Raw genomic sequence first — 20,679 nt, 5'->3', positions numbered from 1 at the left:
TATTCATGGATTTTTTTAGTAAAAAAAATCGTATTCTTTTGAAAGAATTAATCAAGACGGATTTTAAGTTGCGTTATCAAGGGTCCTTGGTCGGCTATCTCTGGTCGATTTTGAAGCCGTTGATGATGTTTACTATCATGTATCTGGTCTTTGTCCGCTTTTTGCGCTTTGATGACGGCACACCCCACTATACAGTAGGACTCTTGCTGGGGATGGTCTTCTGGTCTTTCTTTACCGAAGCTACCAATATGGGCATGCTTTCCATCGTTTCTCGGGGAGATTTGCTGCGTAAATTGAACTTTCCAAAGCATACCATCGTCTTTTCATCAGTTCTTGGAGCAGCTATCAATTTCCTGATTAATCTGGTCGTTGTTTTCCTCTTCGCCTTGATTAATCAGGTGAAATTCGGCTTGCATACGCTGGTTATTATTCCTCTTTTTCTGGAGGTATTGGTCTTGGCAATGGGCTGCGCCCTTATGCTGTCTTCCTTGTTTGTAAAGTATCGGGATATTGGACCGATTTGGGAAGTGGCTCTTCAGGCTGGAATGTACGCCAGCCCCATTATCTACTCTCTGAACTTCCTTTTGGATGGTAAAAAACTTTTTGTAGCTAAAATTATGATGCTCAATCCGATTGCCCAGATGTTGCAGGACATGCGCCATTTCATTGTTGATCCTGTTAATTTCAGAGGCTGGGACATCGTTAATAACAAACTAATCGCCCTCATTCCCTACTTGATTCCTTTTGTGATATTGGCTCTAGGTTTGTTCTTCTTTAATAAAAATGCTAAGAGATTTGCGGAGATTTTATAATGTCAAATAATATTGCAGTAAAAGTCGACCATGTAAGTAAATTCTTTCGATTGCCTACTGAGGCTACTCAGAGTTTGAGAACCAGTTTGGTCAATCGTTTTAAGGGGATCAAAGGTTACAAAGAACAGCATGTTTTGAAAGATATTTCCTTTGAAGTTGAAAAAGGTGACTTCTACGGGATTGTCGGCCGCAATGGCTCTGGTAAGTCCACCCTCCTAAAAATTATCTCTGAGATTTATATTCCGGAGAAGGGCAAGGTAACTATTGACGGTAAGTTGGTTTCCTTTATTGAGCTAGGTGTCGGTTTCAATCCAGAACTAACTGGTCGCGAAAATGTCTATATGAATGGTGCCATGCTGGGATTCTCAACAGAAGAAGTAGATGCCATGTACGATGATATCGTGGAGTTTGCTGAGCTGGGCGAGTTTATGAACCAAAAGCTCAAGAACTACTCTAGCGGTATGCAAGTGCGTCTGGCCTTTTCTGTGGCCATCAAGGCTCAGGGTGATATTCTGATTTTGGACGAGGTTCTGGCTGTTGGGGACGAAGCCTTTCAGCGTAAATGTAATGACTACTTCAAAGATCGCAAGGAATCAGGCAAGACGACCATTCTGGTAACCCATGATATGGGAGCTGTTAAAAAGTATTGTAACAAGGCTGTCTTGATTGAAAATGGCTTAGTCAAAGCTATCGGTAATCCAGATGATGTGGCCAACCAGTACAGTCTGGACAATGCGACTGAAACAAAAGCCATGAACGAAGGATTCCAGGTTGAGAATGCAGCAGTTTCTGATTTGAAGGTTAAGCTCTTGCATTCGCCTCAGATTTCACCTGAACAAGAGATTGAATTTGAAATTTCTTATCGGGTAAATCAAGACCTACCGACCTATGTTTCCTTTTCTCTGACAGATATCGATCGAACTATCTGGCTTTACAATGATAACTCCATGGATCAGCCAACAGAAGGACCTGGACAGAAGCGTTTGACTTACAAGTGCCATGTGTCACAGATAAATAACGCTAAGTTAAAACTGCAGGTTTCAGTGCGGGATAAGGAGGAACAGATTTTAGCCTTTGCAGACTCTCAGAACAACCCAGTTATCTTAATCAATCGTCAGGATATTAAGGATGATGATGTCTCTGCTAAGGATTCTGCTACTGGCTTAATCCAGCGTAATGGCAGTTGGAAGATTTCTCAATCATAAAGAATAAGGTAGTTTCATGGAACGAATATTACTCTATGTTCATTTCAATAAATGCAATCATATAAGCGGTCATGTCTTCTATCAATTGGAGCACCTTAAGCCGCTTTTTTCTAAGATTCTTTTTATTTCAAATAGTCCTTTGAGCGATGAGGACAAGTGTCGTTTAAGAGACAACTTGGGCATTTCTGACTTGCTTGAGCGAGAAAACCGAGGCTTTGACTTTGCAGCTTGGCGTGATGGCATGAACTGGCTGGGTTTTGACACTTTGCAGAACTCAGACTCTCTGACTCTCATGAATGACACTTGCTTTGGTCCGCTATGGGATTTGGAGCCCATTTATCAGCGTTCTGAAGAGGATTCGCAAGTCGATTTTTGGGGAATGACTAATTTCCGCAAGACCAGGTACTTTGAAGAACACCTGCAGAGCTACTTTGTCACCTTTAAGCAGTCAGTTCTCAAAGACAAGGCTTTCCGTGAAATTTGGTCTCAGGTAGAAGATTTTACTGATGTTCAAGATGTGATAGACCATTACGAGACTAAGTTTACCAAGCGCTTTGTAGAGGCAGGATTTAAATATCAGGCCCTTCTTGATACCCGTCAGGAAGAAGCAGGAGAATTGGTTCATCCAGACTTTTCATACTATAAGCCTCTTAGGATTCTGGAAGCAAAGATTCCTTTTCTAAAGGTAAAAGCTCTCACAGGCAATCCTTTTTTGGCTAGGTATTTGCTGGGAGATCTTGAAACCAACTCATCCTATCCGACTTCTCTTATTAGGGAACATCTTTTCTATCATTTTGGTCCGGACCTTCCTTGTTTGCTAGAGGACAAGTATTTGTCCCAGTCAACTTCGAACTATCTTACAGACCAGCCTGTCCTACTGCATATTCATGTAACGGATTTTCCTATTTTTCAGCAGTATCAGGACAAGATATTTTCTCTATCTTCTCAGTACCAGTATTTAGTGACAACAGATCAGCCAGAAGTGCTGAAACAGCTACAGACAGTGCTGGCTCATCTGGGCAATAAAGTTCAGCTTGTCCTAAGTCAGACATCTCATGCCTGGCTTGCCATGCTGGAGCAGAAGGAAATTCTGCAAAACTATGCTTATATCGGCCATCTATCTACTCATCGATTGGTGGAGAATCAGGCAGTTTTTGACCAAGCTATGCGCTCTGATTTGATAAATCTAATGGTGGATTATGCGGATGCAAGTATAGAAGCGCTAGCGCAGGAGTCTGCTGTAGGGTTGATTATTCCAGATTTACCGCGTCTAGTCAGAGACGGCTTGTTTGAGTCAGAACCGCCGCGTTCAAGACTATCTGCTATTTGGCAGGATGCTGGTTTGCATAAGTCTTTTAACTTTATGAGCACCCCTTCTCTGACGAGAGTCTATGGCGGTTTCTTATGGTTCAAATATTCTGCTTTGGCTAGTGTGTTCCAGATGAAGAACTTAAAAAGTTTGCCATCATCTGGTCAGGAGCTGTCTGATGTTTTAGAGCATTTATTGGTTTATCTAGCTTGGGACAGTCATTATGATTTCAAGATTATGCCCTTATCTTCCCTCCCCTCTTTACTGGACTGGCAGAGGAAAAGGGAAGAGTTGACCGAGCAAAAAGAAAAATTAAGTCAGAAAAATTTATATCAAAAGATTAGAAATCGTTTATCCAATCTTTTAAAGAAAAAGTGAGATTCTTAATTCACAAAAATCTTGCTAGAGAATATAAGTATTTACCAGAAAGAAAAATGAAATTTTTACTCAACCACTATAAGCAGTTCTCATACTTGCTGATTAGTTTTTTACTTTTAGATACAGTCGCTGTTACAACAGTCTTGCTATTGGAGGAAGGCGAAGATTTTCGGAATTATCCAGCCTTGTGGCTGGCCTTTCTGATGCTGCTCCCTCTTTTGTTTGGCTTGGGCAAGCTTTTGTCTCAGCTCTTCAGCAAAAGATTCTTTATATGGTCAGCTATTATTTACGCTCTCTATACTGGATTTTCTTACTTACTGACAGTAACGCAGCATGTCAATGATTTTGAGTTCAAAGCAGATCGAGTTTTTAGCAATCATTTTTGGCAGTTTAACTCCCTGCCTGGCTTGCTTTTGATTTTCTTATTTGCGTATATTTTTATCCATTTTCCAAAGCTTAAAAAACGCTTCCCAGGTAAGTTCTTGCAAGTTACTAAGAAAAATAGAGAGGTACTGGAAAATCTTTTTCTGTCTCAACTCTTCCTATTTCTTGCTTTGATGGACGATAAGATGCCGGAATTGCTGCATCACCAAAGCTATTTAGTAAATTTCCTTGAGGAAGGCAAGTTGGAAATAACGCAGAACTTTATGCTAACTTTCCTCTGCCTTATCGCACTTATCTTTATCCTGCTTTCTCTCCCTAGCTTTCTAGCTGTTAAGGGATTACGCAATCTCGCTCAGAATAAAGCCAGTGTTTCTGTTGCTTTTTTGTTGAGTGCAGTCTTTGCTCTGGTCTTTAATTACACCATTCAAAATACTATCCGTGGAGATGTAGTTGTTTTAGAGAGGTATCTTTTCACTGGAGCCAGTCTCTTTCAAATCATCGTTTTTTTCATGATTTTTATGGCTCTTTACCTAATTTTCAATCATTTTCTCCTGCCAACCATGCTGATAACGACCTTAGTGGTGATTGGCACCATAGCTAGCAGTCTGAAATTCCAGTATCGTCAAGAGCCAATTTTGCCTAGCGATATGGTCTGGCTGAGAAATCCTAAGACCCTCTTTGACTTTCTCGGAGGCAATTATGGATTTTATGCTATCTTGGGACTAGTTGCTCTAGGCGCTCTCTATTGGTATTTGCGCAAGAAAATCTTGCCAGGAAAGCTCATTACCGTTCTTAAATATCAGCTCCTCTTGCTAGTCCTGCCTCTGGTCTTTTTCTTGGGAGTCATGGATATATTTGCCACTAAAAAGAATGGCAAAATAGTAGAGAATATTCCAGTTATTTCAGTCTTGAATAATTACCATGACCTGACTTGGATGGGAAATACTGTCAATTCACAGATGCGCTCCCTTTCCTTTGTCTGGTTTTCACAGATGTCGGATACAACCATGACCGAGCCACGTGGCTATTCCAAAGCAAAGATTCAAGAGATAGAAAAGAAATACAAGGGGATTGCTGAAGCTATTAACAAAGAGCGCCAGAATAAAATCGAAGATCAAACGGTCATTTACCTCCTAAGTGAAAGTTTTTCTGACCCTGCTCGGGTTGACGGCGTTACTATGTCTGAGAATCCAATTCCTTATATCCAGGAAGTTAAAACTCGCACCACCAGTGGACTTATGAAGTCAGACGGCTATGGTGGAGGAACGGCCAACATGGAATTTCAGACCCTGACTGGTTTACCTTTTTATAATCTGTCTCCGTCTATTTCGGTTCTCTACACTGAAATTGTCCCGAGGATGAATAGATTTCCTTCCATTAGTGATGCTTATTCATCTAAGAATCGGACAGTAATCCATCTGGCCTCCCCTAGCAATTATGCCAGAAATGTCATTTACCAGGATTTGGGATTTGATACCTTTATTCATTATGGTACCAAAGGCCTGAAAGGTGATAATATAGGTGGTAATTACAGCGATCAAACGACTTATAATCAGGTCTTGGAGCATTTGAATGGCAAGCAGGGACAGTTTTTCTCTGTCATGACCATGCAGAACCACATGCCTTGGAGTGAGCCCAATCCTGTCTACATGTCTGCCAGCTATCCTGACTTTAGCAAGGAAGGGAACGAATCTCTTTCCAGCTATGTCAGAATGCTTTACCATACAGATCAGGCGACCAAGGAGTTTTTGGAGAAGCTTTCAAAGGTAGATAAAAAGGTAACAGTCGTCTTTTATGGCGATCATCTGCCAGGTCTCTATCCTCAGTCAGCCTTTAAAGAAGATCCAGAAAGCCAATATTTGACAGATTATTTCGTTTGGAGCAATTATGAAACTCCTAAACTCGATTATCCAAGAGTCAATTCTAGTGATTTCTCCGCTCTCTTACTGGAGCAGACAAATTCCAAAGTATCACCTTACTATGCTTTATTAACAGAAGTATTGCATAAGGCCAGCGTGGATAAAAAGGAATTGGACGAAGAAGCCCAAGAAATAGCAGATGATTTGAAACTGATTGAGTATGATATGGTCAGAGGCAAGGGCTACTTGTCTGATAGCTTCTTTAAGACAGCAAAATCATAAATAAAAAAATAGAATAGGCAAGTCTACCTGTTCTATTTTTTCTTAATTTATGCTAAACTAGTAGTATGGGGGTGTGAGCATGATAAAGATTTTCGGTAAGGTTCGCTATCACTGGCAGCCAGATGTAGCTATCCTGATAATATATTGGTCTTTATCGGTCATTCCGATTTTTGTTGGCCTGGCTTTGATGTATGAAAGCTCACGAGTGCCGACTCTTGTTCTGTTTTCTTTCTTCTTGTTCATGGTTTTGCTGGGAATGGGAGTTCATCGTTATTTTACCATTTATGACGATGGAACCTTGCGAATTATCACAGCCAATCCCTTTACTCCGATAAAGGTCAAGATTTCAGATATTGAAAAAGTCGAAGTGACTAAGACGTCAATTACCTTATATTTTAAAGGTCAGAGCCGCAGCTGGAGTTTTTGTATGCGCAAGTGGCCTAAGAAATATTTTGTCAATGCCCTGGCCCTTAATGAGCATTTTAAGGGTGAGGTAGAATTAGTAGATAATTTTACCCATATTGACTATTTTGAAGCTTACTATGGCAGTCGGTCCAAAAAATCCTAGTCTTTCAAAAGAGCTCGGGTTGGGCAGTTTTTGATGGCTTCCACGACATCGGGAACCTCAGCGATTTCCTTTTCTAGGAGCTGGTCGTCCTGGTAAAATTTGACGATGCCATTGTCATGATAGTCAAAAAGATCTGAGTAGGTTTGACAAAGCCCACAGGCAATGCACCGTTCGGGAATGAGTGTTACTTTCATACCCATATTGTAATAAGATTTTAAGAAAAACTCAAGGAGGAAGTCATGGAAAAAGAACCATGGGAAGAAGATGTATACGATAACGGAGAAGATAAGTTGAAACGAACTAAGAAGTTTAGCGCTTTGAATGCAGACCGCTTGTTGACCATATTAACCATTATTTTCTGTATTTTAGTGGTTGCGGTGGTGTGCTTTCTGACCTATCTGTCTACTGGTGGAAGTAATAGACAAACCCAAATGGAAGGTTTCTACGGCACTTCAGCAGCAAGTTCCAGCAGTGAAGCGTCTTCTACAGCAGAGCAGACAGCAGCAAATACCACAGAATCCTCTGAAGGAACTCTGACTGTTCAGCCTGGTGAAGGTGAGGCGGCCATTGCAGCGCGTGCAGGTATTTCTATTGCTAAGCTTGAACAGCTTAACCCTTCTCATATGTCTACTGGTTCTTGGTATGCCAATCCAGGTGACGTTGTGAAGATTGAGTAGGAGCCAGCCATGAAACAGATTCAAATTGCAATTGACGGTCCTGCTTCCAGTGGAAAATCGACCGTTGCCAAGATTATTGCTAAGGATTTTGGCTATACTTATTTAGATACAGGAGCCATGTATCGGGCTGCAACCTATCTGGCTCTGCGGCATCATCTAACAGAAGCAGATGCCACTGAAATTGTAGACTTGCTCAATAATCATTCGGTCAGTTTTGGTCGAGCAGAAGATGGCGAGCAGCTAGTCTTTGTTGGCGATGTGGATGTGACTCACCCAATTCGGGAAAATGAAGTTACCAATAACGTTTCTTGGGTATCTGCCATTCCTCAAGTCCGTGAGAAACTGGTGGCCTTGCAGCAGCAAATTGCAGCTCAGGGAGGGATTGTCATGGATGGCCGTGATATTGGAACAGTTGTCTTGCCTCAGGCTGAGCTCAAGATTTATTTGGTAGCCTCGGTTGAGGAAAGAGCTGAGCGCCGCTACAAGGAAAATCTATCTAAAGGTATTCCTGCTGACTTGGAGAAACTGAAAGAAGAAATTGCCGAGCGGGATTATAAGGACAGTCACCGCAAGGTTTCGCCACTGAAACCGGCAGACGATGCCATTCATTTTGATACCACGGGTGTTGGCATTTTTGAAGTTGTTGCATTTATCGAAGAAAAAGCGAAAAAAATCATTGACAAATAAAATGAAACTTGGTATGATAGTAGAGTTGAGAAAAGCAGAAGTGAGAGCTTCTCGCCTTGCGACTAACGTTGTCTGGCTCTACAGGATTCAGTTTCAGTGATGAAATACTATCGTGTAGTGCGGGTTTGCGTTAGCAGGTCCGCACTTGTTTTTCTCTAAAAATAAAAAAAGAGGTGAAAACCATAGCAAAACAAGACTTATTCATCAATGATGAAATTCGTGTGCGTGAAGTTCGCTTGATCGGTCTTGACGGCGAACAATTAGGTATTAAACCACTGAGCGAAGCGCAGTCTCTTGCGGATGAAGCAAATGTCGATTTGGTCCTGATTCAGCCACAAGCTAAACCACCTGTTGCAAAAATTATGGACTATGGCAAGTTCAAATTTGAGTACCAGAAAAAACAAAAAGAACAACGCAAGAAACAAAGTGTTGTTACTGTGAAGGAAGTCCGTCTGAGTCCAACCATTGACAAGGGAGACTTTGACACTAAACTTCGCAACGCACGCAAGTTCCTTGAAAAAGGAAATAAAATAAAGGTATCTATCCGTTTCAAAGGCCGGATGATTACCCACAAAGAAATCGGGGCTAAAGTTTTAGCAGATTTTGCTGAAGCGACTCAAGATGTTGCTATTATTGAGCAAAAGCCTAAGATGGATGGACGTCAGATGTTCATGCAGATGGCGCCAATTCCTGACAAAAAATAGATTGTCAGAAAGACAGAAAAAGGAGAAAACATTATGCCAAAACAAAAAACACACCGCGCATCAGCTAAACGTTTCAAACGTACAGGTTCTGGTGGCTTGAAACGTTTCCGTGCTTACACTTCTCACCGTTTCCACGGAAAGACTAAGAAACAACGCCGTCATCTTCGCAAAGCAGGAATGGTGCATGCAGGAGATTTCAAGCGTATCAAAGCAATGCTTACAGGTCTGAAATAAGAGATACTGTAACGATTATCTAGGAAATATTGGAGGAAATATAAATGGCACGTGTTAAAGGTGGCGTTGTATCACGCAAACGCCGTAAACGTATTTTAAAATTAGCTAAAGGTTACTATGGAGCAAAACATATCTTGTTCCGTACTGCAAAAGAGCAAGTAATGAACTCTTACTACTATGCATACCGTGACCGTCGTCAGAAAAAACGTGATTTCCGCAAACTTTGGATCACTCGTATCAATGCGGCAGCTCGTTTGAACGGACTTTCATACTCACAATTGATGCATGGTTTGAAATTGGCTGAGATTGAAGTTAACCGTAAAATGTTGGCTGACTTGGCTGTTAACGATGCAGCAGCTTTCACAGCTCTTGCAGACGCAGCTAAAACTAAGCTTGGTAAATAATTAAAATAAGAGCTGAGGATTTCCTTGGTTCTTTTTCGATAACTCTTAATGAAAAGTTTGAAGAGAGAAATAGCCTGCCATGCCACTTATAGTATAGATAAAGGCTTGTTACTGATAAGACAGCTTTCATGATAAAGCTAGTTAAAAATAGGGATTTGCGATATAATAGAAAAAACAGACATTTATGTAAATAAAAAATCAGTAGAATGGAGAAATTATGTCAGAGAATCGTTTAGCTTGGGATCAGTATTTTGCGGCTCAGGCTCTCTTAATCGCTAATCGCTCAACCTGTAAGCGAGCCAAGGTTGGCGCTGTATTGGTCAAGGATAATAAGGTTATTTCAACTGGTTACAATGGCTCAGTTTCAGGGACTAAGCACTGTATTGACCACGAGTGTCTAGTTATTGACGGTCACTGCGTGCGGACCTTGCATGCTGAGGTCAATGCCATCTTGCAAGGAGCCGAGCGGGGAGTCCCCAAAGGATTTACGGCTTATGTGACCCATTTTCCCTGTCTCAACTGTACTAAGCAACTACTTCAGGTCGGCTGCAAACGGGTGGTCTACATTAACCAATATCGCCTAGATGACTATGCTCAGTATCTCTACAAGGAAAAAGAGGTAGAATTGGTTCATCTGCCGCTGGATGATGTCAAGAAGGCTATCGCTCAGACGGATTTGGTTTAGGGAAGAAGTTCTGGAGGTAAAGGAGAAGACAGATGAATGATAAATTGGCAGCCGCTTGGCAGCATTTCTTTGAAGGACAGTTAAATAAGGCCGAAGAACTAGAGCAGCAGCTGGAAAAAGATTCCTTTAGCCGCTGGAATTTACGAGCTTATCTAGCTGTAGAAAGGCAAGATTATCAGAATGCTTTTGCAAATTTGGAGATTTATCTGATTCAGGCTCAGAATGATAGTGATATTGAAAATGAGCATATAGCTTATCATCAGCTAGGTTATGTTGCTAGAGCTGCGGGAGATTTTTATCAAGCTTTAGAGTGGATAGAAAAAGAAGCTGCTTTCCTAGCGATGTATTTCCCAGATGACCATTATCGTCAATCAGTTAATCTCTATGAGCTAGGCTACCTAAATCTTAAATTAGGCCGATTGACTCAAGCTCAGGAGTTTATGCGAAAGGCGCATATCTATGCTAAGGAGTCAGATGATGTGGTAAACCATGCATGTATTTGCCGAGGATTGGGTGAAATTGCTCAAGCTTTGGGAAATCTCAAAGAAGCAAGAACCAACTTTGCGGCTGCTATCAGACTTTTTGACCAAGCTGGTGATGCTATCGGTAAGGCGGAAGTTGAAGAGTTGTTAGCAAGCTGCCTTTAGTTTATCATTGCAATAAAGCTATAGTTTCTGGCTATAACTTTTTCTATTTAAAAACTTCTGAATTTTTTAGCGAAAAGTGGTATAATGAAGAAGTTATATAGTCCCGATAAGGTGGTAGTTACTTCTATCAGTACTTTGTAACTCTATAACAAATTTATTTAAGGGGGGACATTTCTATGTCAGAACGTAAACTTTTCACGTCTGAGTCTGTATCGGAGGGACATCCTGATAAGATTGCAGACCAAATTTCCGATGCTATTTTGGATGCTGTCTTGAGTCAGGATCCAGATGCCCATGTGGCTGCTGAAACAGCCGTTTATACAGGCTCGGTTCATGTTTTTGGTGAAATTTCGACCACAGCTTATGTAGATATTAACCGTGTGGTTCGTGATACCATTGCAGAGATTGGCTACACCAATACAGAGTATGGATTTTCAGCCGAGACAGTCGGTGTGCATCCGTCTTTGGTAGAGCAGTCACCAGATATTGCTCAGGGTGTCAATGAAGCTTTGGAGGTTCGCGGGGATACGGATCAGGATCCATTGGACTTAATCGGTGCTGGAGACCAAGGCCTTATGTTTGGCTTTGCGGTGGATGAAACGCCAGAGCTCATGCCGCTGCCTATCTCGCTCAGTCACAAGCTAGTTCGTCGATTGGCTGAGTTGCGCAAATCAGGAGAGATTGCCTATCTGCGTCCAGATGCTAAGTCACAGGTGACCGTTGAGTATGATGAAAATGACCAGCCAGTGCGCGTGGATACAGTGGTTATTTCGACCCAGCATGACCCAGAAGCGACCAATGAAGAGATTCATCATGATGTAATTGAAAAGGTGATTAAAGCCGTTATCCCAGCCCAATATTTGGATGAGAAGACAAAATTCTTCATCAATCCAACCGGCCGCTTTGTAATTGGGGGTCCGCAAGGGGACTCTGGCTTGACTGGCCGCAAGATTATTGTGGATACTTACGGCGGTTATGCTCGTCACGGCGGCGGTGCCTTCTCTGGTAAGGATGCAACCAAAGTCGACCGCTCAGCTTCATACGCAGCTCGCTACATCGCTAAAAACATCGTGGCTGCTGGACTGGCCAAGAAAGCAGAAGTGCAGTTAGCCTATGCCATTGGTGTGGCTCAGCCGGTTTCAGTACGCATCGATACTTTTGGCACTGGTACTGTTGCAGAAAGTAGGCTGCAGGAAGCAGTACGTCAGATTTTTGATCTGCGTCCAGCCGGGATCATTCAAATGCTGGATCTGAAACGCCCAATCTATCGTCAGACGGCAGCTTATGGTCACATGGGTAGGACAGACATCGACCTGCCTTGGGAAAAGTTGGATAAGGTAGAGGCTTTGAAAGCAGCAGTGCAGTAAGAAGACAGTTCTCAATCGTCATGATTGGGAACTTTTCTATTTTTAAAAGAAAAAGTCATTTCTATACAGACAACTTTTAAAAGGCAAGCAGTCTAGCCTTGCGCTTCTTTCATTTTTTGAAATATTGTTTTTTTCTGAAAAATTATTGAAAAAGCCATTGTCCCTGTTTCATTTTAATTTCAATTGTCTTATTTATCTAAAAGTATAGGAAATTTCCCGAATCTGTGGTATAATAAATGGCAATACCTTGAAAGAGCTTTATTTTAAATATGAAAAAAATTGTAATACATGGTGGTCGCCCCTTAAAAGGAGAGGTGACTATTAATGGTGCTAAAAACAGTGTCGTTGCCTTGATTCCGGCTGTGATTCTGGCAGATGATATTGTAACGTTGGATGGCGTTCCGGATATTTCGGATGTGGATAGCCTGATTGATATTATGATTGCCATGGGGGCTAGTGTTACTCGCTCTGAGGACAGTTTGACGATTGATCCGCGTGGTATCCAAAACGTCCCTATGCCTTATGGAAAGATCAACAGTCTAAGAGCTTCCTATTATTTCTATGGCAGCTTGCTTGGTCGCTATGGTGAAGCAACGGTAGGTCTGCCTGGTGGTTGTGACTTGGGGCCGCGTCCTATTGACTTGCATCTCAAGGCTTTTGAAGCCATGGGGGCTAAGATGACCATGGACGGCAACTACATGAACCTATCCACAGGAGGTCAGCAGCTGAAAGGCGCTAGCATTTATATGGATACGGTCAGCGTGGGTGCTACCATCAATACTATGTTGGCTGCTGTCAAGGCCAAAGGTCGGACTATTATTGAAAATGCAGCGAGAGAGCCAGAAATCATCGATGTGGCAACTCTCTTGAATAATATGGGAGCGCACATCCGCGGAGCAGGAACTGATATTATTACCATTGAGGGGGTTCCACACCTTCATGGAACGCGTCATCAAGTAATTCCTGACCGTATTGAGGCAGGAACTTATATTGCCCTTGCTGCAGCTATTGGTCAGGGAATTCAGATTAATAATGTCCTTTATGAGCATTTAGAGAGTTTTATTGCTAAGCTTGAGGAAATGGGTGTTCGGATGACGGTTTCTGAAGACAGCATTTTTGTCGAAGAGCAGCAAACTCTGAGAGCTATAAACATTAAGACTTCTCCTTATCCAGGCTTTGCAACTGACCTACAACAGCCTATTACCCCGCTCTTGCTGACGGCTAATGGCCATGGTAAAATCACGGACACCATCTATGAGAAGCGGGTTAACCATGTGGCAGAGCTGGCTAAGATGGCAGGCAAGATTTCGACCAGCAGTGACCAGATTGTCTATGAGGGACCAAATCAACTGCAGGGAGCTCAGGTCAAGGCGACCGATTTGCGAGCAGGAGCTGCCTTGGTTATTGCAGGTTTGATGGCTCAAGGAAAGACAGAAATTACTAATATCGAGTTTATCCTGCGTGGCTATTCTAATATTATTGAAAAATTAACAAGTCTGGGTGCAGATATCCAGTTGATAGAAGAATAAGCGTTTTTCGCTTATTTTTTATAGAGGTAGCAGATGAATTTGTGGACACATTTGGCAGCCTGCTCATTTATTGAGACGGAGCATGCTTTTTTGCGGCCCATTGTCTTTGAAGATGCAGGAGCCCTATATAAGATTGCGTCCAATCCGGAAAATACTCAGTTCATTTTTCCGACAGAAGCAAGCCTAGAGGAAAGTGAATACGTCATTGCCAATTTCTTTATGAAAAATCCTCTGGGGATTTGGGCTATTTGTCACAAGGAAACGCAGGAAATGATTGGCTCTGTCAAGTTTGAAAAGATGGACGAGATTAAGAAAGAAGCTGAGTTAGGCTATTTTCTGCGGCAAGACTACTGGGGACAAGGGCTGATGACAGAAATTGTTCGGGAAATTGCTTTTCTATCTTTTACCCGCTTTGACTTCAAACGACTTAGTATTATCACTCATGCAGAGAACCTAGCTAGTCAAAAGGTAGCTCAAAAATCTGGCTTCAGCCTCTACCGGCAGTTTAAAGGGAGCGATCGGTACACGAGGAAGATGAGAGATTATCTGGAGTACCGTTATGAGAGAGGAGATTTTAATGAGTAAGCATCAGGAAATTTTAACCTATCTTGAAAATCTTCCAATAGGCAAGAGGGTCAGTGTCCGCAGTATTTCAAACTATCTGGGAGTCAGCGATGGTACGGCCTATCGAGCTATCAAGGAAGCGGAGAACCGCGGTATTGTTGAGACTAGGCCTCGGAGTGGTACGGTTCGGGTTAAGTCCAAGAAAGTGGTCTTGGAGCATCTGACCTACAAGGAAATCGTTGATATTACAGGCTCAGAAGTATTAGCCGGAGAAGATGGTCTAGAAAAAGAATTCAATAAATTTTCCATCGGAGCCATGACGGAGCAGAATATCCTGCGCTATCTGACAGAGGGCGGTCTCCTGATTGTCGGAGACCGGACGAAAATTCAGCTCTTGGCTCTGGAAAATGAGAATGCGGTGCTGGTAACCGGAGGCTTTGAAGTCAGCTCGGAAGTTCTAAAGATGGCTAATCTACTTAATATACCAGTGCTCAGGACCAAGCACGATACCTACACTGTCGCAACCATGATTAATCGGGCCCTGTCCAATATGCAAATCAAGACCGATATATTAACAGTCGAGCAGGTCTATCGCTCCAGTCATGAGTACGGCTTCTTGCATGATACAGATACTGTTCGTGATTATCTGGACTTGGTCCGCCGCAATCGTGCTAGCCGGTTTCCGGTTATCAACCAGCAGCAGATGCTGGTGGGAGTAGTAACCATGAGAGATGCGGGGGATAAGTCTCCTCTGACAACCTTGGACAAGGTCATGACGAAAAACGTCTTTATGACAGGCTTATCTGCCAATATTGCTAATATCAGCCAGCGCATGATTGCAGAAGATTTTGAAATGATACCAGTAGTGCGCAGCAATCAGACCTTGCTGGGTGTGATTACGCGGCGGGACATTATGGAAAAAATGAGCCGTTCTCAGATTTCCAGCCTGCCGACTTTCAGTGAGCAGGTAGGACAGAAGATTAGTCGTCAGGATGATTTGTTTTCCTTTACCGTTGAGCCTTTTATGCTGGAGCAAAATGGTGTGCTGGCCAACGGTGTTCTGACAGAAATTTTGACTCGGATTGCCCAGCAGCTCATGGTCAACAGCGGCCGTAGCTTGATTATCGACCAGCTGATGATTTATTTCTTTCAGGCGGTCCAGATTGATGACCTGCTGCATATTCAGCCGCGCATTATCCGTCAAACTAGGCGGACAGCTATTATTGACTTTGAGATGTATCTGGAAGCGATGCTGGTTGCAAAAGCCACGATTACAGTGAAAATTAATTAAGAAGAGGAAATTAGAGAAAGAATGATTACTTTAAAATCACAGCGTGAAATTGACTTGATGGACAAGAGTGGAGATTTTCTGGCTTCGGTCCACATTGGTTTGAGAGACTTGATTAAGCCAGGTATTGACATGTGGGACATTGAAGAGTATGTTCGCAAGCGTTGTAAAGAAGACAATGCACTGCCTCTGCAGATTGGTGTGGAAGGCTCTGTCATGGACTATCCTTATGCGACCTGCTGCTCTCTTAATGACGAGGTGGCTCATGCCTTTCCCCGTCATCAGAAGCTGGTAGAAGGTGATGTTATCAGCGTTGATATGGTGGTTGGCTTGGTAGATAAGGCAGAGCTGGATGTGTCCAAGCTAGATTTTGACAATGTGGAACAGATGAAGCAACACACAGAGAGTTTCCGGGGCGGTGTGGCAGATTCTTGCTGGACCTATGCAGTAGGGAAGATTAGCCCAGAGGCTAAGCAGCTGATGGATGTGACCAAAGAATGTCTCTATCGTGGAATTGCGGCAGCTAAGGTTGGCAATCGTATCGGCGACATTGGCGCAGCTATTCAGGAATATGCTGAAAGTCATGGCTATGGCGTTGTGCGTGATTTGGTGGGGCACGGTGTTGGCCCAACCATGCATGAGGAGCCTATGGTGCCGCATTACGGTCGAGCAGGACGCGGCTTGCGCTTGCGTGAGGGAATGGTTCTGACTATCGAGCCCATGATTAATACAGGTACCTGGGAAATTGATACGGACCTTGAGACCGGCTGGGCACATAAAACGCTGGATGGCGGCTTGTCTTGCCAGTATGAGCATCAGTTTGTCATTACAAAAGATGGTCCTGTCATTCTGACCAGCCAGGGAGAAGAAGGGACATATTAGAAATCAAAGGCTGGGCAGTTGTCTCAGCTTTTTTTGAAGGAGAAGAGAGTGAAGAAATTATTTAGTAAGGTTCGGAAAAATCAGTTTTTAAGAGCATTTTTCCATTTTTATAAAGAGGCAGATAGTGAGCTGAGCAGCGTTGCAGTTGCTTATTATTGGCTGATTTCCGTTTTTCCTTTGCTCTTGATTGTCGTCAATATTCTGCCTTATTTCCATATTCCAATTGCGGATTTTCTGACAGCTATCAAGGACATGCTGCCAGAGACTTTATATGATGTTGTAGCAAAAGTCATGCGTGAAGTGCTGACCCAGCCTTCGACTGGGCTGCTGAGCTTCTCAGTCTTGTCTGCTCTCTGGACTTTTTCCAAGTCAATGAATTTTCTACAGATTGCTTTTAACAAAGCCTATGGGGTAGCCAAGAGCCGGGGGCTGATTTCTCATCGCGTCATGAGTCTCTTTGTGAGTCTAGGTCTGCAGATTCTCTTTGCCTTGGCCTTCTTTCTGACCATGTTCGGCCATATGTCGCTGGATTTTCTCCGTACTTACTGGAAACTAGATAGTCAGCTTTATCAGCACTTGCAGAATTTTACGGAGCCATTGATTTACGCCTTACTCTTTGCGGTTTTGGTCATGTTCTATTATTTCCTGCCTAATGTGAAAATCAACAAAAAACGCTATGTTCTGCCGGGCAGCGCCTTTGTGCTCCTGACTATTCTTGCCTTGCTGAATATCTTTTCCGTTTACATGGATAATTATTTAAATCACCTGGTTGATGTTCGTTTTTTTAGTTCTATCATTATGGTTGTGATGATGTTTTGGTTTATCATGATTGCTAAAATTTTGATTGTTGGCGCAGTGCTTAATGCCAGTGTCCAGAGCTGCTGTGAGTCAGGATTTCAAGTCGAAAGTACAGGTAAATTTTCTTTTAAGAATCAGCTGGTGAAAGAAAAACAGTAGGATAGATACACAAAAAACTAAATTTTCTAGTCACTATGTCTTAAAAAATGAAAGGAGAAGAAAACTATGCCTACTTTAAAAACTGCAAAACAATTAGCAGTATCTTCAAATAAAGAACTTGTTTCTATGCTCCTATCTCAAAAACTACCTCTACTTAAGAGAGCAAGCCAAGCAAATTAGACGCCAACGTATAGAAGGCCTGGATCAAGCATTAGCTGAAGCTCTGGGCTTTGTTATGACTAAACCAAGGTCTTGGGAACTCAGAATGAGTTGATTTTGACCATTGCAGCTACGGAATGTACTAGCCTACTACCTTATTTGGAGGAATTAGTTCAAGGAAAATACTCAGCGACTGTTCTCTATCGAAGCTTGGCTTTAGCTATCGTATATTTACAAAATAAAGACAAGAAAGAGTTGAGCTATGTATATTCTAGCTTAGATAGTGGCAACCAGAACTTATTTGCTAGAGCTTTGCTAGGCTTGAATCAAAGAGAGGTTGTACTCAGTCATGAGGAAATCCAAGACTTTTATAGTGCAGCTAAACGTGAAATTTACTTAGAGAACTTCAGGCAGGTCATTTCTCCAATTCAGGTCCTAGTATCAATGGCTTACCTGTTTGAGGACAAGGATCGAAAAGAACTGATTAACTACTGTCAAGAATTGAATTCCGTATTTTTCTCTACCATCATTACTAATCTTAATAAGAAGAAAAAGGTTCCTTATCTGTAAGGATTTTGGTATAGATTTTTTAAAGAGGATTTTCCTCTTTTTCTTTTTAGTTAATTTTATTGCATTTGCAATAAAATGTGCTATAATAGAGTCAAATAAAAATCAAAGGAGGGGATATGTCAGTATTGCGGGAAATTGGAATTATCGCCCGAGCTTTAGATTCCATTGCTAATATTGAGTTCCGTGATATAGAGCTGGCGCGGGGGCAATATCTTTATCTGGTGCGAATAGCGGAGAATCCGGGAATCATCCAAGAGGAGCTGTCGGAGCTGCTCAAGGTGGATCGTTCAACGGTTGCCCGTTCTGTCAAGAAGCTAGAGACCAAGGGCTTGGTCCAGCAGAAAGCAGCCAAGGGCAACAAGAAGAACAAGGAATGGTTTGTGACGGAAAAAGGAGAAAAACTTTATCCTTTTATCCTAGCTGAGAATGCCTATTCTGAAGAGACATCCCTGCAGGGCTTTTCTCAGGCGGAAGTTCAAGCCTTGGAGAAAATGCTGGTACGAGTGCGTGAAAACATCACAGATGACTGGGAAGCCGTCAAAAAAGGACAAAAAAGAAGCTATTAAGATTAAAAAGGTGCATCATGAAAGTTACAGTTGAACATGAATTTTGGCAAGTATTTCCAGAAGCTCAGATTAGTATTTTAGTGGTCAAGGGGCTGTATAATAGCGTGGAAGAAAGTAAGGACCCATATTTCAAATCCCTGCTGGATAAGGGATCAAAGCGAGCTGAGGACTTTATCCCAGACGAGAACTTCACTCAAAATGAAGTCATTCAGGAGTGGCGACAGGCCTTCAGTCAATTCAAGACTAAGAAAGGAGCGCGCTCTTCTATCGAAGCCCTGCTCAAGCGGGTCAGTCAGGGGCGGGAATTTCATCCAATCAATCCTTTGGTTGATATCTACAACAGTGTCTCGCTGTCTTATGCGGTTCCATGTGGTGGTGAGGATTTGGATAAGATTGTCGGAGGTCTTCATCTTGGAAAAGCCAAGGGTGGGGAAGCCTTTTTCCCGCTGGGCGCTGAGAGTGACGCACCAGCACTGCCAGAAGAAATCATCTACTATGATGAAGAGGGGGCTGTCTGCCGTTGCCTTAACTGGAGAGAAGCCCAGCGGACTATGCTGACAGAGGAGACCAAGGACGCCATCTTGGTCATTGAGGCCATTAATGAAGAGCAAGCAACACGCGCCCAAGCAGCTATGACAGAACTCCAGACTCTGATTGAGGACTATTTTGGTGTCAAAGGTGAAATTACTCATATGACTCTTGATAATCCAAGCTTGGAAATTTAAGACTATAAAAATCTGGATCAGAATTATCTGGTCCAGATTTGATATTTTAAGGTTGAAGTATCATAGTCAATTAGTTTTTCTTGTTTTCAAAGATAAAGACTTTACTGAAAACATAGTTGAGAACAATAATAAGTACTTGAGAAAAAAGTGACTCGATAGAGTTGATAAGATTGCGGTTATTGTTGACAAATTGCCCGATAATATTAGGATAAGTATCTACTAATAATTTTGCAAGAATGATGTCTAGCAAAAGAGTGCCAGAACGCGCCAGAGCAAATTTAAAAAGTCGCTTTTGCCAACCTTTGCGTTGCTGCTTAAAGACAATGGTATCATTTGTGATAAAGGCAAAAAGTACTGCTGTGACATTAGCAGTAATGGTCGCAAATAATGTCTGTCCTGTAAGAGCGAAAATAAGGAGACGAGTAGTCATATAAACAAGGGTAGCTGCCACACCAAAGAAGAGATAGGACAGAACCTCATTGTCAAAGAATTTTTTGATTAAAGTTTTCATAAAGATAGTCTATCATATTTCCAGGATTTATGCTATACTAGTTGGGTTGCCGAACTAGAGAGTGACAAGCTCTTGGTGACGCAACCCTTGGCGCTTAACTTCTTTCGCCAAGCATATTACACGCGGTAAAGCCGCTAAAGGAGAAAACATGAAACAAGAAAAACTGACAGTTCGTGATTTGGCTCAGATTGCCATTGTTGCTGCTATTTATGTTGCCCTAACGATTACGCCTCCTTTAAATGCTATAAGCTATGGTGCTTACCAGTTCAGAATTTCTGAGATGATGAACTTTATGGCCTTTTATAATCGGAAATATATCATGGGAGTGACTATTGGCTGTATGATTGCCAATCTCTATAGTTTTGGAATCGTTGATGTCTTTGTTGGTGGTGGTTCTACTTTAGTCTTCCTGTCACTGGGTGTCTACCTTTTCAGTCGCTATAAGAATCAATATCTGATTAAAGGCTTGATTCGTTTGGATCATTTCTATTTTGCAGTTTTCTTTTCTATTTCGATGGTGACCATTGCTGCAGAATTACACTTCTTGCAAGGCTATCCATTCTTCCTGACTTGGTTTACAACAGCCATTGGAGAATTTGCTTCCTTGATTGTTGGAGCTATCCTTATTAACCAGATTGCGAAAAGGATTGATTTGACAAAATAAGACAGCAGAGAGCGGAATTTCCGCTCTTTTTGTCTCCCTTTCTTTTTTAGGAAGAATTGAGA

General features: G+C 42.2%; 24 protein-coding genes, 1 riboswitch and 1 other annotated feature. Of the genes, 22 read left to right on the top strand and 2 right to left on the bottom strand.

Translation table 11 applies throughout. The features are described from left to right. Positions 1-5 precede the first annotated feature (5 nt). From RG608_RS02895 to RG608_RS02875, 5 genes are all read left to right on the top strand, one after another. Entirely contained in the window at positions 6-812 is an 807-nt protein-coding gene (locus RG608_RS02895; RefSeq protein ID WP_268687370.1) for an ABC transporter permease, read from the top strand. Continuing rightward, positions 812-2,017 carry an ABC transporter ATP-binding protein gene (locus RG608_RS02890; protein WP_268687369.1) on the top strand — a complete coding sequence of 402 codons (1,206 nt, stop codon included), beginning with the start codon at positions 812-814 and terminating at the stop codon, positions 2,015-2,017. Before RG608_RS02895 ends, RG608_RS02890 begins: the two co-directional genes overlap by 1 nt. 16 nt (positions 2,018-2,033) lie before the next feature. Next, positions 2,034-3,704, top strand: coding sequence for a rhamnan synthesis F family protein (locus tag RG608_RS02885; protein WP_268687368.1), 1,671 nt, complete (start codon positions 2,034-2,036; stop codon positions 3,702-3,704). Between the two features lie 56 nt (positions 3,705-3,760). Continuing rightward, on the top strand, positions 3,761-6,229 hold the full coding sequence (locus RG608_RS02880; protein WP_268687367.1) for an LTA synthase family protein: 2,469 nt from the start codon (positions 3,761-3,763) through the stop codon (positions 6,227-6,229). Between the two features lie 79 nt (positions 6,230-6,308). Next, on the top strand, positions 6,309-6,797 hold the full coding sequence (locus RG608_RS02875; RefSeq protein WP_308946532.1) for an EbsA family protein: 489 nt from the start codon (positions 6,309-6,311) through the stop codon (positions 6,795-6,797). On the opposite strand, the gene RG608_RS02870 is transcribed toward RG608_RS02875, so the two are convergent. Then, a complete protein-coding gene (locus tag RG608_RS02870) occupies positions 6,794-6,991 on the bottom strand; it encodes a ferredoxin (protein ID WP_308946531.1) in 198 nt (65 codons plus the stop codon). The two genes, RG608_RS02875 and RG608_RS02870, sit on opposite strands and share 4 nt — an antisense overlap. A 45-nt stretch (positions 6,992-7,036) precedes the next feature. Here RG608_RS02870 and RG608_RS02865 point away from each other — a divergent pair, with 45 nt between their 5' ends. The 16 genes from RG608_RS02865 to RG608_RS02790 all read left to right on the top strand — a co-directional run bounded on the left by RG608_RS02865 (position 7,037) and on the right by RG608_RS02790 (position 19,442). Continuing rightward, positions 7,037-7,474, top strand: coding sequence for an SAG1386/EF1546 family surface-associated protein (locus RG608_RS02865; protein WP_002895035.1), 438 nt, complete (start codon positions 7,037-7,039; stop codon positions 7,472-7,474). Positions 7,475-7,483: 9 nt separating this feature from the next. Beyond that, positions 7,484-8,161: a (d)CMP kinase gene (gene cmk, locus RG608_RS02860; RefSeq protein ID WP_268687365.1), complete on the top strand. Its 678-nt coding sequence runs from the start codon at positions 7,484-7,486 to the stop codon at positions 8,159-8,161. 26 nt (positions 8,162-8,187) lie between these two features. Next, positions 8,188-8,318, top strand: a sequence feature (ribosomal protein L20 leader region). 16 nt (positions 8,319-8,334) lie between these two features. Next, the gene (gene infC, locus RG608_RS02855) at positions 8,335-8,865 is read left to right on the top strand and encodes a translation initiation factor IF-3 (RefSeq protein ID WP_002895037.1); all 531 of its coding nucleotides are present in this window, start codon (positions 8,335-8,337) and stop codon (positions 8,863-8,865) included. A gap of 33 nt (positions 8,866-8,898) precedes the next feature. Then, on the top strand, positions 8,899-9,099 hold the full coding sequence (rpmI, locus tag RG608_RS02850; protein ID WP_002895038.1) for a 50S ribosomal protein L35: 201 nt from the start codon (positions 8,899-8,901) through the stop codon (positions 9,097-9,099). 44 nt (positions 9,100-9,143) lie between these two features. Next, entirely contained in the window at positions 9,144-9,503 is a 360-nt protein-coding gene (gene rplT / locus RG608_RS02845) for a 50S ribosomal protein L20 (protein ID WP_268687363.1), read from the top strand. Positions 9,504-9,720: 217 nt separating this feature from the next. Further along, a complete protein-coding gene (locus RG608_RS02840; protein ID WP_268687362.1) occupies positions 9,721-10,188 on the top strand; it encodes a cytidine/deoxycytidylate deaminase family protein in 468 nt (155 codons plus the stop codon). A 32-nt stretch (positions 10,189-10,220) separates the two neighbouring features. Further along, positions 10,221-10,835, top strand: coding sequence for a tetratricopeptide repeat protein (locus tag RG608_RS02835; RefSeq protein WP_268687361.1), 615 nt, complete (start codon positions 10,221-10,223; stop codon positions 10,833-10,835). 176 nt (positions 10,836-11,011) lie between these two features. Then, the gene (gene metK, locus RG608_RS02830) at positions 11,012-12,202 is read left to right on the top strand and encodes a methionine adenosyltransferase (RefSeq protein ID WP_268687360.1); all 1,191 of its coding nucleotides are present in this window, start codon (positions 11,012-11,014) and stop codon (positions 12,200-12,202) included. A 269-nt stretch (positions 12,203-12,471) separates the two neighbouring features. Further along, the gene (locus RG608_RS02825; protein WP_002918752.1) at positions 12,472-13,731 is read left to right on the top strand and encodes a UDP-N-acetylglucosamine 1-carboxyvinyltransferase; all 1,260 of its coding nucleotides are present in this window, start codon (positions 12,472-12,474) and stop codon (positions 13,729-13,731) included. 33 nt (positions 13,732-13,764) lie between these two features. Beyond that, positions 13,765-14,316 carry a GNAT family N-acetyltransferase gene (locus RG608_RS02820; RefSeq protein ID WP_002897261.1) on the top strand — a complete coding sequence of 184 codons (552 nt, stop codon included), beginning with the start codon at positions 13,765-13,767 and terminating at the stop codon, positions 14,314-14,316. Then, positions 14,309-15,586, top strand: a complete 1,278-nt coding sequence (gene spxR / locus RG608_RS02815) for a CBS-HotDog domain-containing transcription factor SpxR (protein WP_032909696.1) — start codon at positions 14,309-14,311, stop codon at positions 15,584-15,586. The genes RG608_RS02820 and spxR overlap by 8 nt, the downstream gene beginning before the upstream one ends. A 21-nt stretch (positions 15,587-15,607) precedes the next feature. Beyond that, complete coding sequence (locus tag RG608_RS02810) at positions 15,608-16,465, top strand: methionyl aminopeptidase (protein ID WP_268687359.1); 858 nt, start codon at positions 15,608-15,610, stop codon at positions 16,463-16,465. Between the two features lie 33 nt (positions 16,466-16,498). After that, positions 16,499-17,422 carry a YihY/virulence factor BrkB family protein gene (locus RG608_RS02805; RefSeq protein ID WP_268687395.1) on the top strand — a complete coding sequence of 308 codons (924 nt, stop codon included), beginning with the start codon at positions 16,499-16,501 and terminating at the stop codon, positions 17,420-17,422. Between the two features lie 252 nt (positions 17,423-17,674). Next, positions 17,675-18,151, top strand: coding sequence for a hypothetical protein (locus RG608_RS02800; protein WP_268687358.1), 477 nt, complete (start codon positions 17,675-17,677; stop codon positions 18,149-18,151). A 116-nt stretch (positions 18,152-18,267) separates the two neighbouring features. Next, positions 18,268-18,717 (top strand): MarR family transcriptional regulator, encoded by a 450-nt coding sequence (locus tag RG608_RS02795; protein ID WP_308946530.1) that lies wholly within the window; start codon positions 18,268-18,270, stop codon positions 18,715-18,717. A 17-nt stretch (positions 18,718-18,734) separates the two neighbouring features. Then, positions 18,735-19,442 (top strand): B3/4 domain-containing protein, encoded by a 708-nt coding sequence (locus RG608_RS02790; protein WP_268687356.1) that lies wholly within the window; start codon positions 18,735-18,737, stop codon positions 19,440-19,442. A 70-nt stretch (positions 19,443-19,512) separates the two neighbouring features. Here RG608_RS02790 and RG608_RS02785 read toward each other — a convergent pair whose 3' ends face one another. Next, positions 19,513-19,953, bottom strand: coding sequence for a GtrA family protein (locus RG608_RS02785; RefSeq protein WP_268687355.1), 441 nt, complete (start codon positions 19,951-19,953; stop codon positions 19,513-19,515). A 28-nt stretch (positions 19,954-19,981) separates the two neighbouring features. Next, positions 19,982-20,104: riboswitch (PreQ1 riboswitch) on the top strand. On the opposite strand from RG608_RS02785, the gene RG608_RS02780 reads away from it, so the two are divergent. Then, positions 20,102-20,617 carry a QueT transporter family protein gene (locus RG608_RS02780; protein WP_268687354.1) on the top strand — a complete coding sequence of 172 codons (516 nt, stop codon included), beginning with the start codon at positions 20,102-20,104 and terminating at the stop codon, positions 20,615-20,617. It overlaps the preceding riboswitch by 3 nt. The last annotated feature ends 62 nt before the right edge of the window (positions 20,618-20,679 follow it).

Source organism: Streptococcus sp. IsoGale022, from assembly GCF_031142805.1.
Taxonomy (GTDB): Bacteria; Bacillota; Bacilli; order Lactobacillales; family Streptococcaceae; genus Streptococcus; species Streptococcus sanguinis_A.
The sequence above is the reverse complement of the archived record's forward strand: the minus strand, read 5'-3'. Positions and strand labels throughout refer to the sequence as shown.

Excerpts from the sequence above, each read along its gene's own strand:
- RG608_RS02780 (WP_268687354.1), top strand. The coding sequence starts at position 20,102 with ATGAAACAAGAAAAACTGACAGTTCGTGATTTGGCTCAGATTGCCATT.
- RG608_RS02820 (WP_002897261.1), top strand. The coding sequence starts at position 13,765 with ATGAATTTGTGGACACATTTGGCAGCCTGCTCATTTATTGAGACGGAG.
- rplT (WP_268687363.1), top strand. The coding sequence starts at position 9,144 with ATGGCACGTGTTAAAGGTGGCGTTGTATCACGCAAACGCCGTAAACGT.
- spxR (WP_032909696.1), top strand. The coding sequence starts at position 14,309 with ATGAGTAAGCATCAGGAAATTTTAACCTATCTTGAAAATCTTCCAATA.
- RG608_RS02835 (WP_268687361.1), top strand. The coding sequence starts at position 10,221 with ATGAATGATAAATTGGCAGCCGCTTGGCAGCATTTCTTTGAAGGACAG.
- RG608_RS02785 (WP_268687355.1), bottom strand. The coding sequence starts at position 19,953 with ATGAAAACTTTAATCAAAAAATTCTTTGACAATGAGGTTCTGTCCTAT.
- RG608_RS02825 (WP_002918752.1), top strand. The coding sequence starts at position 12,472 with ATGAAAAAAATTGTAATACATGGTGGTCGCCCCTTAAAAGGAGAGGTG.
- RG608_RS02890 (WP_268687369.1), top strand. The coding sequence starts at position 812 with ATGTCAAATAATATTGCAGTAAAAGTCGACCATGTAAGTAAATTCTTT.
- cmk (WP_268687365.1), top strand. The coding sequence starts at position 7,484 with ATGAAACAGATTCAAATTGCAATTGACGGTCCTGCTTCCAGTGGAAAA.
- RG608_RS02875 (WP_308946532.1), top strand. The coding sequence starts at position 6,309 with ATGATAAAGATTTTCGGTAAGGTTCGCTATCACTGGCAGCCAGATGTA.
- RG608_RS02880 (WP_268687367.1), top strand. The coding sequence starts at position 3,761 with ATGAAATTTTTACTCAACCACTATAAGCAGTTCTCATACTTGCTGATT.
- metK (WP_268687360.1), top strand. The coding sequence starts at position 11,012 with ATGTCAGAACGTAAACTTTTCACGTCTGAGTCTGTATCGGAGGGACAT.
- rpmI (WP_002895038.1), top strand. The coding sequence starts at position 8,899 with ATGCCAAAACAAAAAACACACCGCGCATCAGCTAAACGTTTCAAACGT.
- RG608_RS02795 (WP_308946530.1), top strand. The coding sequence starts at position 18,268 with ATGTCAGTATTGCGGGAAATTGGAATTATCGCCCGAGCTTTAGATTCC.
- RG608_RS02790 (WP_268687356.1), top strand. The coding sequence starts at position 18,735 with ATGAAAGTTACAGTTGAACATGAATTTTGGCAAGTATTTCCAGAAGCT.
- RG608_RS02885 (WP_268687368.1), top strand. The coding sequence starts at position 2,034 with ATGGAACGAATATTACTCTATGTTCATTTCAATAAATGCAATCATATA.
- RG608_RS02865 (WP_002895035.1), top strand. The coding sequence starts at position 7,037 with ATGGAAAAAGAACCATGGGAAGAAGATGTATACGATAACGGAGAAGAT.
- RG608_RS02810 (WP_268687359.1), top strand. The coding sequence starts at position 15,608 with ATGATTACTTTAAAATCACAGCGTGAAATTGACTTGATGGACAAGAGT.
- RG608_RS02870 (WP_308946531.1), bottom strand. The coding sequence starts at position 6,991 with ATGAAAGTAACACTCATTCCCGAACGGTGCATTGCCTGTGGGCTTTGT.
- RG608_RS02840 (WP_268687362.1), top strand. The coding sequence starts at position 9,721 with ATGTCAGAGAATCGTTTAGCTTGGGATCAGTATTTTGCGGCTCAGGCT.
- RG608_RS02895 (WP_268687370.1), top strand. The coding sequence starts at position 6 with ATGGATTTTTTTAGTAAAAAAAATCGTATTCTTTTGAAAGAATTAATC.